Below are 15816 nucleotides of genomic sequence, written 5' to 3'. Positions count from 1 at the left end.
CCGGTAGCGTTGGAGTCATGGTGAACTATCGCTACCTCGGAAACAGCGGCTTCAAGATCTCTGAGATCACATACGGAAACTGGGTGACGCACGGCTCCCAGGTCGAGAACGACAAGGCCATCGACACGGTGCGCGCGGCTCTCGAACTGGGTATCACGACCTTCGACACGGCGGATGTCTACGCCAACACCGCGGCGGAGTCCGTGCTCGGTGAGGCGCTGAAGGACGAGCGCCGCGAGTCGCTCGAGATCTTCACGAAGGTCTACTTCCCGACCGGACCCAAGGGTCCGAACGACACCGGTCTCAGCCGTAAGCACATCATGGACTCGATCAACGGCTCCCTGAAGCGCCTCGGCACCGACTACGTCGATCTCTACCAGGCCCACCGCTACGACTACGAAACCCCGATCGAAGAGACCTTCCAGGCGTTCGCGGATGTCGTCCGACAGGGCAAGGCGCTGTACATCGGCGTCTCGGAATGGACCGCCGAGCAGCTGCGTGAGGGTTCCGCCCTGGCGAAGGACCTCGGCATCCAGCTCATCTCGAACCAGCCGCAGTACTCCATGCTCTGGCGGGTCATCGAGGGCAAAGTCGTGCCCGCCTCGGAAGAGCTCGGCATCTCGCAGATCGTGTGGTCGCCGATGGCCCAGGGTGTGCTGTCGGGCAAGTACCTCCCCGGCCAGCCGGTGCCTGAGGGCAGCCGCGCCACCGACGAGAAGAGCGGTGCGCACTTCATCAAGAGCTTCCTCGACGAGGACGTGCTGACCGCGGTCCAGAACCTGAAGCCGATCGCCGAGCAGGCGGGGCTCACGATGCCCCAGCTCGCGATCGCATGGGTGCTGCAGAACAAGAACGTCGCCGCCGCGCTCGTGGGCGCGTCGCGGCCCGAGCAGCTGGCGGACTCGGTGAAGGCCTCGGGCGTCGTGCTCGACGCCGAGGTGATGACCGCGATCGACCAGGCGCTCTCCGGGGTCGTTCAGGACGACGCCGAAGACACGTACCGCGTCTCGCCGAAGACGCGAGTCGCCTAACAGCGAAGACGCGAGTCGCTTAACAGCCCAGACGCGAGTCGCTTAACAGCGAAGACGCGAGTCGCTCAACAGCTCAGACGCGAGTCGATTGACCGGTCAGCCGGTAGGGAGGATCCGACGATGGCGAAGATCAGCGCCGGCATCCTCCTCTACCGGCTCACACCGGCGCCCGAGGTGCTGATCGCGCACATGGGCGGCCCGTACTGGGTGGCGAAGGACGAGAGCGCATGGTCGATTCCCAAGGGTGAATTCGACGAAGACGCCGAAGGGGCGATGGATGCCGCGCGGCGCGAGTTCCTCGAGGAGCTCGGCGTCGACTCGCCCGACGTCGCCTACGCGGAACTCGGCACGTTCCCGTACTCGTCGGGCAAGAAGATCGTCGTGTTCGTCGGCGACGGTGCGACGTTCGAGGCCTCGGACCTCGAGTACGGCACCTTCGAGCTGGAGTGGCCGCCACGGTCCGGCCGGATGCAGACCTTCCCCGAGGTCGACCGGGCGGAGTGGATGCCGGTGGACGAGGCCCGGCCGCGGCTGGTGAAGGGACAGCGCCCGGCGCTCGACGCGCTCGCACGGCACCTGGAAGAGCTCGGCGCGAAGTCCTGAAGCGCGCGGCATCCCGGCCCGTCCATCGCGCGCTGTTCGCTCTTCGGCCCGCGTGCGAGGGGCGCGGATCAGGTCGTCGCGGGGCCGAACCACCGGGGCAGAGTGCGCAGCAGATCGCTCTGGTTCTCGCCGGCCCACGCCACGTGGCCGTCCGGTCGCAGCAGCACGGCGGGCGCCGGCAGCTCGGCGCTGCGGTCGGCGACGCGGTCGACCCGGTCCTCCCACCCGGCGACGGACAGCCCGCCCGTCTGGTCGAGGAGCAGGCCGCGGCCCTCGCGCGTCAGCTCGTACAGCCGACCGGTCGACAGCCGGATGTCGCGCAGCCGCCGCCCGATCAGGTCGTTCCCGTTCCCCAGGTCGTATCGCACCCCGATTCCGGTCACCTTCTCGATCACGAACCGGTTGACGTTCTCGAAGGCCATCAGTTCGGTGAGCAGTCGGAGCACCGCCTGCGGACCCGGTTCGGCCGAGATGAGCACGGCCTGGGCGCGCGTGGTGTTCAGCACGTCGGCGGCGACGGGACGGCGCTCCGCGTCGTAGGTGTCCAGCAGCCCTTGTGGCGCCCAGCCGTTCACCGCGGCCGCGAGCTTCCAGCCGAGGTTGAACGCGTCCTGGATGCCGAGGTTGAGACCCTGGCCGCCGAGCGGCGGATGTACGTGCGCGGCATCGCCGGCGAGGAGCACCCGTCCGGTGCGATAGCGCTCGGCCAGGCGGGTGGCGTCGGTGAAGCGGGAGAGCCAACGCGGGGAGTGGGCGCCGAAGTCGGTTCCGGCGAAGGCCCGAAGCTGCGTCCGGAACTCCTCGAGGGTCGGCGGCGTGGTGCGGTCCTCGGCCACCGTCGCGGCGGGGACCACCGCGCGGTGCAGCCCGTTCCCCGTGGGTCCGATCCCGAATCCTCTGTGCGTCTTGCGCACCTCCGCCACCAGCGCCGCCAGCTCCTCCGGCGGTGCGGTGACCTCCAGCTCGGCCAGCAGCCATTCCGTCTGCGCGGGCTCGCCGGGAAACCCGACACCCGTCACCCTGCGCACGAGGCTGCGACCGCCGTCGCAGCCGACCATCCACCGGGAGCGGCGACGCGTTCCGTCAGCCAGCTCGACCGTCACTCCGTCCTCGTCCTGCTCGACGCCCACCACTTCGTGCCCACGTTCGATCTCCGCCCCGATCTCGGCGGCGCGCTCTGCCAGCAGACGGTCGGTGACCGGCTGCGGGATGCCGAGGACGTAGCCGTGCGCGGTGTCGAGGTCGGGCGGCCATGGTTCGTCGATCGCGGCGAAGCGCGTGGCGCCGGGGTACTGCTGCCCGTGCTCCAAGAAGCGCTCCAGCAGGCCCCGCTGATCCAGGATCTCGATGCTCCGTGGATGCAGGCCCAGCGAGCGGACCATCCGGCTCGGCTCGGCCTCACGCTCCAGCACCAGCACATCGACGCCGTGCAGCCGCAGCTCGCTCGCGAGCATCATCCCGGTCGGGCCGCCCCCGCTGATGATCACTTCGGGCATCCGGTTCTCCCGCCTTGCGCCTTCTCCGTCCCGGTGTCGCGCGCGAGAATCATAATGGACGCGTGCAACAGCGCGTGGGCCGGCTGCGGATGGCCGATGGTACGGAGGTCGCGTATGCGTCGGTCGGTGCCGGACGTCCGCTGCTGTACGTCGACGGCTGGCTCAGCCATCTGCAGCTGAGCTGGGAGCACCCGGAGGAGCGCGCGTTCTACGAGAGCCTGGCCGACGGATGCCGACTCGTGCGGTACGACCGGGTCGGCTGCGGGCTGTCGGGGTCATCGACCCGGCGACCGTCTCTGGCGTTCGAACTGGAACAGCTCGCCGCAGTCGCTGCGGCGCTGGGCCCGGAGCCCTTCGACCTCATGGGCACCTCCATGGGCTCGTTGGTCGCGGTGGCCTGGGCCGCCGCGCACCCGGAGACCACCCGGCGTCTCGTGCTGTACGTCGGGTGGGCGGTCGGCGCTGATGTCTCGCCCCCCAGCGCGCGAGAGCACGTCCTGGGGCTGGTCGAGTCGCACTGGGGTCTCGGAGCCGACGTGCTCACCGACATCTTCGCCCCGGATGCCGATCCCAGCGCGCGCCGGGAGTTCGGCCGGTATCAGCGGGCGAGCTCGTCCGCGTCGACCGCACGGGCGCTGCTGGCGCTGAGCTACGAATTGGACGTCCGCGACCTCCTCGCGCAGGTCCGCGCTCCGACGCTCGTGGTGCATCGCGCCCAGGACCGCGCAGCGCCCGTCGAGCAGGCCGCGGCACTGGCCGAGGGGATCCCGGGCGCCCAGCTGGTTGTGCTTCCCGGGCGTTCCCATCTGCCGTACGCCGGAGATGCGCACGCGGTGGTGGCGCCGATCCGCCGCTTCCTCGGCCTGCACGCGCGGCCGCGCGCACCGCGCACCCTGACTCCCCGGCAGGCTCAGGTCGCCGGATTGGTCAGCGAGGGCTGCACGAACCGCGAGATCGCCACGCGACTGGGCATCGACGAACGGTCCGCCGAGGGCCACGTCGAACGGATCCGCGTTCGCCTGGGTTTCAGAACCCGAGCGCAGATCGCCGCCTGGTACGTGTCCCGACACGACGAGCTGGGCCGCTGAAGTGGGGAGCGCTCACGCGAGGGCCTGAAGTCGGGGCCGAAGTGAGGTATTTCCACGCCTGAAAGGGGGCACGGACTTCCGCAGACTGGTGTCGTCCGCAACCGAGACCCGCTGGAGCAGCCATGACCGAGACCACCGCAGTCGCCCCGTCCGAGACGGAATTCGAGCAGCACGCCTTTCGCGGGCGGCTGAACGCCGCGTTCTTCAGCGTGATGGACCCCTACATGGAGGCGAATCTGCGCAGCCGCAAGCAGCGCTTGTTCGCCGATCTCCCTCCCGAGGTGGTCGAGATCGGGTCGGGCGTCGGCGCGAACCTCCGCTACCTGCCCGTCGGCAGCACGCTCGTATCGATCGAACCGAACCGATACATGCACGACCCGCTCCGGGATGCGGCGCACCGCCGTGGCGTGCGGCTCGACCTGCGCGAGCGCATGGCCGAGCAGACGGGTCTTCCCGATGAGAGCGTCGACAGCGTGATCTCGTCGCTCGTGCTGTGCTCGGTGCAGGATCCCGCGGCGGTGCTCGCGGAGATCCGGCGCATCCTGCGACCCGGAGGCACCTTCCGATTCCTCGAGCACGTGGTCGCGCCCGCCGGCACGCCGACGCGCGCTGCCCAGCGCATCCTCCGCCGTCCATGGGCCTGGGCGTTCGAGGGCTGCTCGTGCGAGCGCGACCTGGAGCAGTCGATTCGAGCGGCCGGCTTCGCGAGCGTCACGGTGGAGCGGTACCGTCTCCACACGCCGTTCCTGCCCTTCAACACCCACATCGCCGGCGTCGCGCAGGCCTAGCCGTGCGCGGGGCGGCATCGTTGGCGGTCAGTCCACGGCGGGCTGTGTGGTGACGGACAGACCGGGGCCGAGGGTGTACCGGATGGACTGTCCCGGCGGGTACACCGCCTCCACCGACGTGTCGGAATATCCGGAGGGCAGCACGATCGATATGCCGTGCGCCTCGATGGTCTCGGGGTACCCGCACGCGATCACGGGCGTCTCCTCGTTGCTGACGATGAGACACACCGCCCCGTCGATCGTCGGCCCGGCCCACACCGATCGCCCGTTCATCCCCCCGTAGGGGCGCAGTTCGCTGTGGATGATGCGGCTTGCGAGCACCTGAGGACTGGCGGTGGAGAGCACGTCGTCGCGCAGCCTGTTGAGGAAGGCCTCGTAGCCCTCCTCGGACGACCGGGGCCGGTCGCCGCCGGGAAGGACCGCTTCGACCACCGCGCTCCTCGGATCGGGGTCCGCCACAGGGACGGAGCGATCCCACCACGCCGCGGCTCCGAGCGCGACGGCGACCGCCGCGGTGCCGGCCACGAGCGCGGCGTGCCATCCGGGGCGCCGGCGCGGCGCGGCGGCCGTGTGCATCGGCCCGGCGACCGTGTGGATCGGGTCGGCGACCGCGGGCAGCGGGTCGGCGTCGGCGTCGGCGCGCAACGATGCGGCGATCGTTCCCGGTGGCCCGGCCACCGGCTGCGGATGAGCCGCCGTCGGAGGCACATCCGCCGCGTCGGCCCGCGAAGCTGCAGTGTCGGGTTCACGCAGGCCCGCGGCGGCCGCGCGGTGCTGCAGGGTGCGGTCTTCGAGCTCCGTCAGGCGGGCGAGCGCGACAGGGTCCTTCGCGATGTCGGCGTCGGCCGAGTAGGCCCGGCGGCGCAGTGCCGCGAGCTCCGCCCACTCATCCGACCGACCCTCCACCGGGACCCCCGCTTCACGGATTCAGGCTAACCCCGTTCGCGGGTATCGAGGCCCTGATGCCGGGTGCCGGCATCCTCAGTCGCTGTGTGATCGCTCCCACTCGACGACGAGCTGCGGCATCCGCTCAGCGAGGAAGCGCATGAAGTCCGCCACACGCAGCGCGCGCGCGACCGAGAGTGGCGCGTCACCGTTGTCGGCCGCGATCGCCTCCATTGCCTCCGCCAGCTTCGCGTACATCGGGGCGTTGGCCATGACGATCGAATGCCATCCGTCGTCCATGAGGTCGTAGCGTGCGATCCGATCGCCAGGTCGCGAGAGGCGCTGGATCATCCGCAGCGACTGCAGGTACCGCACGGCGCCCGACACTGCCGCGGCCGACACTCCCAGGCGATCCGCCAGTTCGGCCGCGGAGTATCCGGAGTCGGGAGACCCGACGAGCGCCATCATCACCCTCGCCGGCATCCGGGGCATCCCGGCGCCTGCCAGCATCCCCGCCGCCTGCTCGGCCGTGTCCACCCCCCGGTGCTCCATCCCCTCACCCACCGGTCACCAGTTCGCGCCGCCGCATGAGGGCGAGGGATGCCGCCACCCCGAGACCCGCCGCGAACAGCAGCCACCACCCGCCTCGGGCGTCGACCTCGCCGCCGCTGAGCATCGGCGTCGCGGCGAAGGGGGAGAGGTGCACGGCCCAGTCGGGCATGCCGAACAGCGGTCCGAACAGGCCCAGCACGGTCGCCAGTGCGACCGACGACCAGCCGACGCCGATGGTCGCACGAGGCGCCACCACGAAGATCAGGCCGGTCAGACCAAGGAACACGGTCGCCGCCAGAGCCTGGCCGACGCCGGCGACCACGGCGTCGTCGAGCAGATCGCTCGAGTCGCTCCCCATGCCGAGGGCAGCGCCTCCGACGGCGATCGCCGCTATCAGGATCACGGCCGCGAGCCCCACCGACAGAAACGACGCGAGCCACCGCACTCGAGAGAGAGGCGTGGACAGCAGCAGTTCGGCCGTCCCGTGCGTCTCCTCCTGCCGTGCCCGCACCACCGTCTGCACGGCGCAGCACGCAGCGAAGATGCCGACCATCGTGAAGAAGGTCACGAGCACCCCCTCCTGGAGTGACCCGGTGTCGCCGGCGATCTGCTCGAGCACATTCGCGACCGCCGGATTCTGCGCACCCAATTGGTCGATGACGCTGCCGAGCGACGTCGCGAGCAGCCCCACGATGGCGGCCCCGACGCCCCACGCGATCACCGCCGGGTAGGTGAGGCGCCAGACCAGAGCGCTCGGCGACGACAGGGTCGCCGTGGCATCCGCTCTGCCGTTGCGCTCCGGAACGAACGCCCCACCGACGTCCCGCGCCCTCTGGAGGGCGAGAGCGGCGACCACGAGCACGATGGCGACGAGGAGCGTGAGTATCACCGGACCGATCGCGTCGTCCGAATACGGGCGGGTGTTCTCGGCCCAGGCGAAGGGTGAGAGCCAGGCCACCCACGAACTGGTCATGCTCTTCAGATCATCGCTCGGCGTACCGAGGGCGTTGCCGATGCCGGCGAGGAGGAACGTGCCGAGCAGCACCGCCATGGCGAGTGAGTTGGCGCCCCGCGACGTGCGCATGAGCTGCGCGGCGACCAGCCCGAAGCCGAGGAAGAAGAACCCCACGGACGCGACCGCGAGCCCCATCACCGTCGAGCCGCCGGCGTCGAGGCCGACGGCGACGAAGGCCAGGGCCGTGAGCCCGCCCAGCAGGACGTTCGCACCGATGCCGTGCAGCAGGGTGGCGATCGTGGGCAGCATCCGGGCAGCGGGGGTCGCGGAGACGATCTCGGCGCGGCCGGCTTCCTCGTCGCCCCGCGTGTGCCGCACCGCGAGGAACGAGCTCATCAGAGCGGCCAGCATCGCCAGCCACGGAACGATGAGGAAGGCGATGAACTCGCCATCACCGGAGCCGGACGGAAGGCCACGGAACAGCAGGATGACCGGGTTCGCCAGGGCGGCCGCGAGGATCGATGCCCGCTCCTGCTCCGTGCCATAGGTCTCGGCGACGCCCGCGAAGGACGCGTAGGCGAGGAGCGCGGTGCCGAGGATCCACATCGTGAGCTGGCGCCAGTCGCGGCGGATGCGCTGACTCGAGAGGGCGCGGAGCGCGTCAGCGAGCCGGGAGTGTGGGGCGGAGCCCCGCTCTGGGAGCGCGTTCATCTCGACAGCTCTGCGAGGTCGTCGCCGTAGTGCCGGAGGAAGAGCTCCTCCAGCGAAGGCGGCTGGATGCGCAGGCCCGCCACGCTGCGGCTCGCCAGGTCGGGAAGGACGGACGGCACGGCATCGCTGTCCACCGTGAACCGAACACGCCCGTCGGCGGTGGTGACATCGTGGGCGGCCGCGATGCCGGCGACGACCGCGGCATCCGTCCCTTCGAACGACACTTCCGTGCGCGTGAGGTGGCGCAGCTCGGGCAGGGTGCCCGACTCGACGATCCTGCCGGCGCGGATGATCGACACCCGGTCGCAGAGCTGCTCGACCTCGGAGAGGATGTGACTGGAGAGCAGCACGGTGGAACCGGCCGCGCGGATGCGGGCGATCTCGCTGCGGAACATCACCTCCATCAGGGGGTCGAGGCCGCTTGTCGGCTCGTCGAAGATGTAGAGGTCGGCCGGCACCGCGAAGGCGGCGATGAGCGCCACCTTCTGCCGGTTGCCCTTGGAGTACGCGCGCCCCTTCTTGCGCGGGTCGAACTGGAACGCCTCCATGAGCCGCGCCTTCTCGTCGCGGTAGACCGGGTCGTGGCGGGAGGCGCCGCGCAGCCGGGAGAGCAGGTCGATCGCCTCGCCGCCCGAGATGTTCGGCCAGACGCTCACGTCGCCCGGGACGGAGGCGATGCGGCGATGCAGGGCTACGGCGTCGGTCCACGGGTGGCCGCCGAAGACGGATGCCTCGCCCGCGGATGCGCGCGCGAGCCCGAGCAGGATGCGGATGGTGGTCGACTTGCCGGCGCCGTTCGGGCCGAGGAAGCCATGCACCTGTCCTTGGTCGACCTCGAGGTCGAGGCCGTCGAGAGCGCGGACCCGGCCGTAGCGCTTGACGAGCCCGGCCGTGCGGATCACTGTGGTCATGTCGCCGAGAATACGCGCGTTTCACAAATTTGTGAAGACAATGCATTCTCGCGAGGGGTCGCGCGCTGTGTATACGAAGGGCTGGCACTCCTGGTCTTTGTAGCGCGCGACGCGGTTGTTTGTATACAATGTGGCGAGATCGATCGACGCGAACTCGGCCGATGGATGCTGGATGGGTGAGGAGGTCGGCATGCGCGCCAGCGATCGTGCATACGCGACGCTCCTCGAGGAGATCCAGAACGGACTCCTACCGGCTGGAGCGGTGCTCGGCGAGGTCGAGCAGGCCGGACGCCTGGGGGTCAGCCGGACTCCGCTGCGGGAGGCGCTGGGTCGCCTTGCGGCGGACGGGCTCGTCGAGCAGCAGTCGCCGCGCGTCACGGTCGTCACCGGGGTCGACGCCGCCGACATCCGCGAGCTGTTCGAAGTGCGCCGCGCCCTGGAGGAGACGGCCGCTCGCCTCGCCGCAGAGCGGGGCGACGCCGAGGTCTTCGACGCGCTCGCCGCCGAGTTCTCGCACGCGGAGCTGGGCGCTGATGGCGAACTCGATGCGTACTACGCGCTCATCGCCCGCTTCGACGCCGCGCTCGACGAGGCCGTGCGCAACGACTACCTGACCGGCGCGCTCCGCACGGTCCGCACCCACCTCGTGCGGGTGCGCCGACTCGCGCGGGACCGCCCGGCCCGCCTCGCTCAATCGGTCGCCGAGCATCGGCTGATCGCCGCCGCGATCGCCGATCAAGACGCCGAGCTGGCGGCCCACGCCACGCACGTGCACCTGCACAACGCGCTCACGAACATCCTCGACTCCCTTCCGGAGCCCCCGACAGACTCGGGGGCCGCAACGTCCCGTCGCGTCCCGAAGGCCCTGCACCCCCAGAAAGGCCATACATGACCATCACGCACCACCTCCGCGTCCACCGCAGCGACGAGCAGCTCGCCCGCGAGGGACAGCTCGCCTGGCGCATCGCCGAGATCGCGACCGACCCCGTGGATGTCGAACCGGAGGTGGTCGACATGATCATCAACCGGTTCATCGACAACGCGGCCGTCGCCGCGGCATCCCTCACCCGCGCGCCCGTGAGCGCCGCCCGCCAGCAGGCGCTCGATCACGCCGTGTCGATCGGCGGCTCCGGCGCGACGATCTTCGGCTGCGCCGTCGAGCGGCGGTCGAGCCCGGAGTGGGCGGCATGGGCCAATGGCGTCGCCGTGCGTGAGCTCGACTACCACGACACGTTCCTGGCGGCGGACTACTCGCACCCCGGCGACAACATCCCCCCGATCCTCGCCGTCGCCCAGCACATCGGATCCGACGGCGCGGCCCTGGTGCGTGGCGTCGCGACCGGCTACGAGATCCAGATCGACCTCGTCAAGGCGATCTGCCTGCACGAGCACAAGATCGACCACGTCGCCCACCTCGGCCCGTCGGCGGCCGCGGGCATCGGAACGATGCTCGGGCTCGACACCGAGACGATCTATCAGGCGGTCGGGCAGGCGCTGCACACCACGACCGCGACGCGGCAGAGCCGCAAGGGCGAGATCTCCACGTGGAAGGCGCACGCCCCCGCCTTCGCCGGCAAGATGGCCGTCGAAGCGGTCGACCGCGCGATGCGCGGCGAGACCTCGCCGAGCCCGATCTACGAGGGCGAGGACGGCGTGATCGCGTGGATGCTGGACGGTCCGGACGCCGCGTACGAGGTGCCGCTGCCCGCCGGCGGGGAGCCCAAGCGGGCGATCCTCGACTCCTACACGAAGGAGCACTCGGCCGAGTACCAGGCGCAGGCCTGGATCGATCTGGCCCGCAAGCTGCACACCGAGCGGCCGGACGCCGGCGACCCCGCCAAGGTCGAGTCGATCGTGCTGCACACGAGCCACCACACCCACTACGTGATCGGCTCCGGGTCCGGCGACCCGCAGAAGTACGACGCCACGGCATCCCGCGAAACGCTCGACCACTCGATCCCGTACATCTTCACGGTGGCGCTGCAGGACGGCGCGTGGCACCACGTCGACTCCTACACCCCGGAGCGCGCAGGCCGAGAAGACACCGTGGCGCTGTGGCACAAGGTCACGACCGCGGAGGACGCGGAGTGGACGCGCCGCTACCACTCCACCGACCCGGCCGAGAAGGCGTTCGGCGGCCGCGTCGTGATCCGCTTCACCGACGGCACCGAGCTGGTCGATGAGATCGCGGTGGCGGACGCACACCCGCTCGGCGCGCGGCCCTTCGCCCGCGAGGACTACATCCGCAAGTTCCGTCTGCTGGCCGAGCCGGTGCTCGCCCCGCACGAGATCGAGCGCTTCCTCGAGCTGGTGCAGCGCCTGCCCGAGCTGACGCCCGCCGAGGTCGCGCAGCTGACGATCGTCGCGAAGATGGGCGTGCTGGCGGGCGCGCCGGCCCCGAAGGGGCTGTTCTGATGCGCGCCGCGTACCGGATTCAGGCTGAGCGGACCCTGCGGGCCCTCGAAACCCCCGCCGCGTCGACTTCCGCCCCGTCCAGCCTGAGCGCGGCACGCCCTGCGCTGGGGAGGAACCGCTGATGCTGTACTCCCAGACACCGGCGGCCGAGAAGCGCCGGCTCTTCCGGGAGCGGCTCTCCAGCGGCGAGCTGCTGCGCTTCCCCGGCGCCTTCAACCCCCTCAGCGCCCGGCTCATCGAGCGCAAGGGCTTCGACGGCGTCTACATCTCCGGCGCGGTGCTGAGCGCCGATCTCGGACTCCCCGACATCGGCCTCACCACCCTCACCGAGGTCGCCGGCCGCGGGCAGCAGATCGCGCGGATGACCGAGCTGCCGGCGATCATCGACGCCGACACCGGGTTCGGCGAGCCGATGAACGTGGCGCGCACGATCCAGACGCTCGAAGACGCGGGCCTGGCCGGCACGCACATCGAGGACCAGATCAACCCCAAGCGCTGCGGACACCTCGACGGCAAGGCGGTCGTCGACGAGCAGACCGCGATCAAGCGCATCCGCGCTGCGGCCGACGCCCGCCGTGACCCCAACTTCCTGATCATGGCGCGCACCGACATCCGCGCCGTCGAAGGACTCGAGGTCGCCATCGACCGGGCGAAGGCACTGGTGGATGCCGGCGCCGACGCGATCTTCCCCGAGGCGATGCGCGACCTGGGCGAATTCGCGGCGATGCGCGAGGCGCTCGATGTGCCGCTGCTGGCGAACATGACCGAGTTCGGCAAGAGTGAGCTGTTCTCGAGCTCGCAGTTGGCGGATGTCGGCATCAACATCGTCATCTGGCCGGTGTCGCTGCTGCGCATGGCGATGGGCGCGGCGGACCGCGCCCTCGACACATTGAACGAGGATGGACACCTGACGTCGAAGCTCGGAGAGATGCAGCACCGCGCCGACCTTTACGAGCTTCTCGACTACGAGGGCTACAACCACTTCGACACCAGCGTCTTCAACTTCGAGATCCAGCGCTAGGAGCACCCGAATGACTGAACCAGAGATCAAGAAGGGCCTCGCCGGGGTCACCGTGGACTACACCGCGGTCTCGAAGGTCAATCCCGACACCAACAGCCTGCTGTACCGCGGCTACCCCGTGCAGGAGCTCGCGGCCACGCAGCCGTTCGAGGCCGTGGCCTTCCTGCTCTGGAACGGCGAGCTGCCGACCGCCGAGGAGCTCGAGCGATTCCGGAGCCTGGAGCGCTCGCAGCGGGCACTGGATGACAACGTCAAGACAGCGATCGATCTGATCCCGCTGACGTCGCACCCGATGGACGTGGTGCGCACCGCCGTCTCGGTGATCGGCGCGTCGGACCCCGAATCGGAGGATTCCACTCGCGAGACGAACCTCCGCAAGAGCATGGTGCTGTTCGCCAAGCTTCCGGCGATCGTCGCCTACGACCAGCGCCGTCGCCGGGGGCAGGACATCATCCCCCCTCGCGACGACCTCGACTACTCCGCGAACTTCCTGTTCATGTCCTTCGGCGAGGAGGCGGATCCCGTCGTGGTCGAGGCGTTCAACGTGTCGATGATCCTCTACGGGGAGCACTCCTTCAACGCGTCGACCTTCACCGCACGGGTCATCACGAGCACGCTGGCCGACCTGCACTCGGCGGTCGTCGGCGCCATCGGCGCGCTGAAGGGAGCGCTGCACGGCGGTGCGAACGAGGCCGTCATGCACATCTTCGATGAGATCGGCGAGGCCGCCGCCGTGGAGGTCTGGCTCGATCAGGCGCTCGCCGAGAAGCGCAAGATCATGGGCTTCGGGCACCGCGTCTACAAGCACGGCGACTCCCGCGTCCCGACGATGAAGGCCGCACTCGACACGCTCGTCGAGCACTACTCGCAGGACCCGTCGAGCCGAGCCCGCGAGCTCGCGGCGCTCTACGACGAGCTCGAGAAGCAGTTCGTCGCGCGCAAGGGCATCTATCCGAACCTCGACTACCCCTCGGGCCCGGCATACAACCTGATGGGCTTCGACACCCTGACGTTCACGCCGCTCTTCGTCGCATCCCGGGTCACCGGATGGACCGCGCACATCATCGAACAGGCGGCATCCAACGCCCTCATCCGCCCCCTGTCGGCGTACAACGGCGTCGACGAGCGGCACATCGAGGGCTACGTCCCACAGGCCGAAGACACGGCACAGCGTGCCGAGGAGGCGGCCGGGTGAGGATCTGGTTCGGCGACGTCGGCATCATCGACCTCGCCGCCATGGCGCGCGGGACCCTGATCGAGAACCTCGGGATCGAGATCGTCGAGGTCCGCGACGATGCCCTGGTGGGCCGGATGCCGGTCGACCACCGAACGGTCCAGCCGGCGGGCGTCCTGCACGGCGGCGCGTCGATCGCCCTTGCCGAGACGCTGGCATCGTGGGCCGGCTACCTCGCCGTCGACCGGGAGCGGTTCCACGTCGTGGGGCAGGAGATCAACGCGAACCACATCCGCCCCGTGTTCTCGGGCTGGGTCACCGCCACCGCGACACCCGCAGCCCTCGGTCGCCGATCGCAGGTGTGGGAGATCCGGATCGTCGATGAGGCCGGCAAGCTGGCGTGCATCTCCCGGTGCACCCTCGCGGTGATCGAGCAGCGCAGCAGCTACGGCACGCCGGAACAGCGGTCCTGACAAGTTTCTTTTCCGGAATGGTCGAGAACCCACCGGATGGTTCGACGCCCTGGATGAAACCGTTCCACGAAGGAAGGATGATTCCATGAAGTACATGATGTTCGTCGTCAGCTCCGCCGCCCCCGACGAGGTGCCGGACGACTCCGACGTCGACCTGTGGGTCGAGCCGCTCGACGCGAGCGGCAAGCGGATCATGGGCGAGGTGCTCGAGCCGCCGACTGCGTCGACGGTCGTGAAGGTGCGCGGCGGCAAGACCCTGGTCACGCGGGGACCCTACGCCGAGATGGTCGAGGTGATCTGCGGATTCGACATCCTCGAGTGCGAGAGCCTCGAGGAGGCGGTCGAGATCGCATCCCGTCATCCGATGGCCCGCAACGGCCAGCTGGAGATCCGTCCGTTCATGCAGTGGGAGTAGCCATGCCCAGAAGTGCCGTTCTCGTCGACGCCGTCCGCACCCCGACCGGCCGGGGCAAACCGGGGGGCGCGCTGAGCGGCGTGCATCCCGTCGACCTCGCCGCGGGAGTTCTGAGCGCCCTGCTCGAGCGCAGCGGCCTGGAGTCGCGTCAGATCGATGACGTGATCCTCGGATGCGTGAGCCAGGTGGCGGATCAGAGCGTCAACATCGCCCGCAACGCGGTGCTGGCGGCCGGCTTCGACGAGACGGTGCCTGGTACGACGATCGACCGCCAGTGCGGGTCGAGCCAGCAGGCTGCGCACTTCGCGGCGCAGGGAGTGATGGCCGGGGCGTACGACATCGTGATCGCCGGTGGGGTCGAGTCGATGAGCCGGGTTCCGCTCGGCTCATCGGCCACCGGCGGCACGCCCGGCTCGCCGCGCCTGCGTGCCCGCTACCCGGAGGGGCTCGTCAATCAGGGAGTCTCGGCCGAGCTGATCGCGCAGCAGTGGGGCTTCTCGAGGGAGCGGCTGGACGAGTTCTCGGCCGAGTCGCATCGACGGGCGGCGGATGCGTGGGCCCGGGGCGACTTCGATTCCCAGGTTCTCCCGGTGGAGGTCGACGACGGAACTCCCGTCTCGATGGACGAGACGATCCGTGCGTCCACCACGGCCGAGGGGCTAGCCGGGCTCAACCCTTCATTCCGCACCGACGCGCTGGCCGCACGATTCCCCGAGCTGGAGTGGCGCATCACGCCCGGCAACTCGTCGCCGCTCACCGACGGAGCCTCGGCTGTGCTGATCATGAGCGAGGAGAAGGCGGCCGAGGTCGGGCTCACGCCGCGCGCGCGATTCCACGCGTTCGCCGTGGTCGGGGACGATCCCCTCCTCATGCTCACGGGGCCCATCCCCGCCACGCGCCGGATCCTCGAGCGCAGCGGCCTGAGCATCGACGACCTGGACGCCTACGAGGTGAACGAGGCTTTCGCATCGGTCCCCCTGGCGTGGGCGGCCGAGGTCGGCGGCGACCCGGAGAAGCTCAACCGCTGGGGCGGGGCGATCGCGCTGGGACATGCACTCGGCTCATCGGGCACGCGCCTGCTCGGCACGCTGCTCGCTTCGCTCGAGGCCACGGGCGGTCGCTACGGACTTCAGACGATGTGCGAGGGCGGCGGCCTCGCCAACGCCACGATCATCGAGCGTTTCTGACGCGAGGGCGGGTGCAAGCGCTTACATGAGGCGGGAGGACGCGGGTAGCGCGCTCGCGCTTCATGAGGGCATTCTCATTCTGTAAGCGCTTGCAGTTTGTCGGACGCCTTT

The 15816-nt window shown here is 69.8% G+C and carries 16 protein-coding genes; 11 read left to right on the top strand and 5 right to left on the bottom strand.

Features of this window, described 5'->3' with window-relative positions; genetic code table 11:
* Positions 1–17 precede the first annotated feature (17 nt).
* Together ACLQ2Q_RS14215 and ACLQ2Q_RS14210 are read left to right on the top strand one after the other, a co-directional pair.
* Positions 18–1031, top strand: a complete 1014-nt coding sequence (locus tag ACLQ2Q_RS14215) for an aldo/keto reductase family protein (RefSeq protein ID WP_425821129.1) — start codon at positions 18–20, stop codon at positions 1029–1031.
* Between the two features lie 120 nt (positions 1032–1151).
* Positions 1152–1634: an NUDIX domain-containing protein gene (locus tag ACLQ2Q_RS14210; RefSeq protein ID WP_425821128.1), complete on the top strand. Its 483-nt coding sequence runs from the start codon at positions 1152–1154 to the stop codon at positions 1632–1634.
* Positions 1635–1702: 68 nt separating this feature from the next.
* Here the strand turns inward: ACLQ2Q_RS14210 and rox are convergent, their stop codons facing one another.
* A complete protein-coding gene (gene rox, locus ACLQ2Q_RS14205) occupies positions 1703–3130 on the bottom strand; it encodes a rifampin monooxygenase (RefSeq protein ID WP_425821127.1) in 1428 nt (475 codons plus the stop codon).
* 62 nt (positions 3131–3192) lie between these two features.
* Between rox and ACLQ2Q_RS14200 the strand changes: the two genes are divergently transcribed.
* Together ACLQ2Q_RS14200 and ACLQ2Q_RS14195 are read left to right on the top strand one after the other, a co-directional pair.
* Positions 3193–4218, top strand: a complete 1026-nt coding sequence (locus tag ACLQ2Q_RS14200; RefSeq protein ID WP_425821126.1) for an alpha/beta fold hydrolase — start codon at positions 3193–3195, stop codon at positions 4216–4218.
* A 122-nt stretch (positions 4219–4340) separates the two neighbouring features.
* Positions 4341–5006 carry a methyltransferase domain-containing protein gene (locus ACLQ2Q_RS14195; RefSeq protein WP_425821125.1) on the top strand — a complete coding sequence of 222 codons (666 nt, stop codon included), beginning with the start codon at positions 4341–4343 and terminating at the stop codon, positions 5004–5006.
* Between the two features lie 27 nt (positions 5007–5033).
* On the opposite strand, the gene ACLQ2Q_RS14190 is transcribed toward ACLQ2Q_RS14195, so the two are convergent.
* From ACLQ2Q_RS14190 to ACLQ2Q_RS14175, 4 genes are all read right to left on the bottom strand, one after another.
* Positions 5034–5912 carry a hypothetical protein gene (locus ACLQ2Q_RS14190; protein WP_425821124.1) on the bottom strand — a complete coding sequence of 293 codons (879 nt, stop codon included), beginning with the start codon at positions 5910–5912 and terminating at the stop codon, positions 5034–5036.
* A gap of 75 nt (positions 5913–5987) precedes the next feature.
* Positions 5988–6443, bottom strand: coding sequence for a GbsR/MarR family transcriptional regulator (locus tag ACLQ2Q_RS14185; RefSeq protein WP_425821123.1), 456 nt, complete (start codon positions 6441–6443; stop codon positions 5988–5990).
* 4 nt (positions 6444–6447) lie between these two features.
* Positions 6448–8109: an ABC transporter permease gene (locus tag ACLQ2Q_RS14180; protein ID WP_425821122.1), complete on the bottom strand. Its 1662-nt coding sequence runs from the start codon at positions 8107–8109 to the stop codon at positions 6448–6450.
* Positions 8106–9020, bottom strand: a complete 915-nt coding sequence (locus tag ACLQ2Q_RS14175; RefSeq protein ID WP_425821121.1) for an ATP-binding cassette domain-containing protein — start codon at positions 9018–9020, stop codon at positions 8106–8108. Before ACLQ2Q_RS14175 ends, ACLQ2Q_RS14180 begins: the two co-directional genes overlap by 4 nt.
* A 190-nt stretch (positions 9021–9210) precedes the next feature.
* Between ACLQ2Q_RS14175 and ACLQ2Q_RS14170 the strand changes: the two genes are divergently transcribed.
* The 7 genes from ACLQ2Q_RS14170 to ACLQ2Q_RS14140 all read left to right on the top strand — a co-directional run bounded on the left by ACLQ2Q_RS14170 (position 9211) and on the right by ACLQ2Q_RS14140 (position 15705).
* On the top strand, positions 9211–9912 hold the full coding sequence (locus ACLQ2Q_RS14170; RefSeq protein ID WP_425821120.1) for a GntR family transcriptional regulator: 702 nt from the start codon (positions 9211–9213) through the stop codon (positions 9910–9912).
* Complete coding sequence (locus ACLQ2Q_RS14165; RefSeq protein ID WP_425821119.1) at positions 9909–11435, top strand: MmgE/PrpD family protein; 1527 nt, start codon at positions 9909–9911, stop codon at positions 11433–11435. Before ACLQ2Q_RS14170 ends, ACLQ2Q_RS14165 begins: the two co-directional genes overlap by 4 nt.
* Positions 11436–11556: 121 nt before the next feature.
* Positions 11557–12456: a methylisocitrate lyase gene (gene prpB, locus ACLQ2Q_RS14160; RefSeq protein WP_425821118.1), complete on the top strand. Its 900-nt coding sequence runs from the start codon at positions 11557–11559 to the stop codon at positions 12454–12456.
* Between the two features lie 10 nt (positions 12457–12466).
* Positions 12467–13651, top strand: coding sequence for a bifunctional 2-methylcitrate synthase/citrate synthase (locus tag ACLQ2Q_RS14155; RefSeq protein ID WP_425821117.1), 1185 nt, complete (start codon positions 12467–12469; stop codon positions 13649–13651).
* Positions 13648–14103: a hotdog fold thioesterase gene (locus ACLQ2Q_RS14150; RefSeq protein ID WP_425821116.1), complete on the top strand. Its 456-nt coding sequence runs from the start codon at positions 13648–13650 to the stop codon at positions 14101–14103. The genes ACLQ2Q_RS14155 and ACLQ2Q_RS14150 overlap by 4 nt, the downstream gene beginning before the upstream one ends.
* A gap of 85 nt (positions 14104–14188) precedes the next feature.
* A complete protein-coding gene (locus ACLQ2Q_RS14145; protein ID WP_425821115.1) occupies positions 14189–14518 on the top strand; it encodes a YciI family protein in 330 nt (109 codons plus the stop codon).
* Positions 14519–14520: 2 nt separating this feature from the next.
* Positions 14521–15705 carry a thiolase family protein gene (locus ACLQ2Q_RS14140; protein ID WP_425821114.1) on the top strand — a complete coding sequence of 395 codons (1185 nt, stop codon included), beginning with the start codon at positions 14521–14523 and terminating at the stop codon, positions 15703–15705.
* The last annotated feature ends 111 nt before the right edge of the window (positions 15706–15816 follow it).

The organism is Microbacterium sp. DT81.1 (assembly GCF_049844955.1).
In the GTDB taxonomy this organism is placed as follows: domain Bacteria; phylum Actinomycetota; class Actinomycetes; order Actinomycetales; family Microbacteriaceae; genus Microbacterium.
The sequence above is the reverse complement of the archived record's forward strand: the minus strand, read 5'-3'. Positions and strand labels throughout refer to the sequence as shown.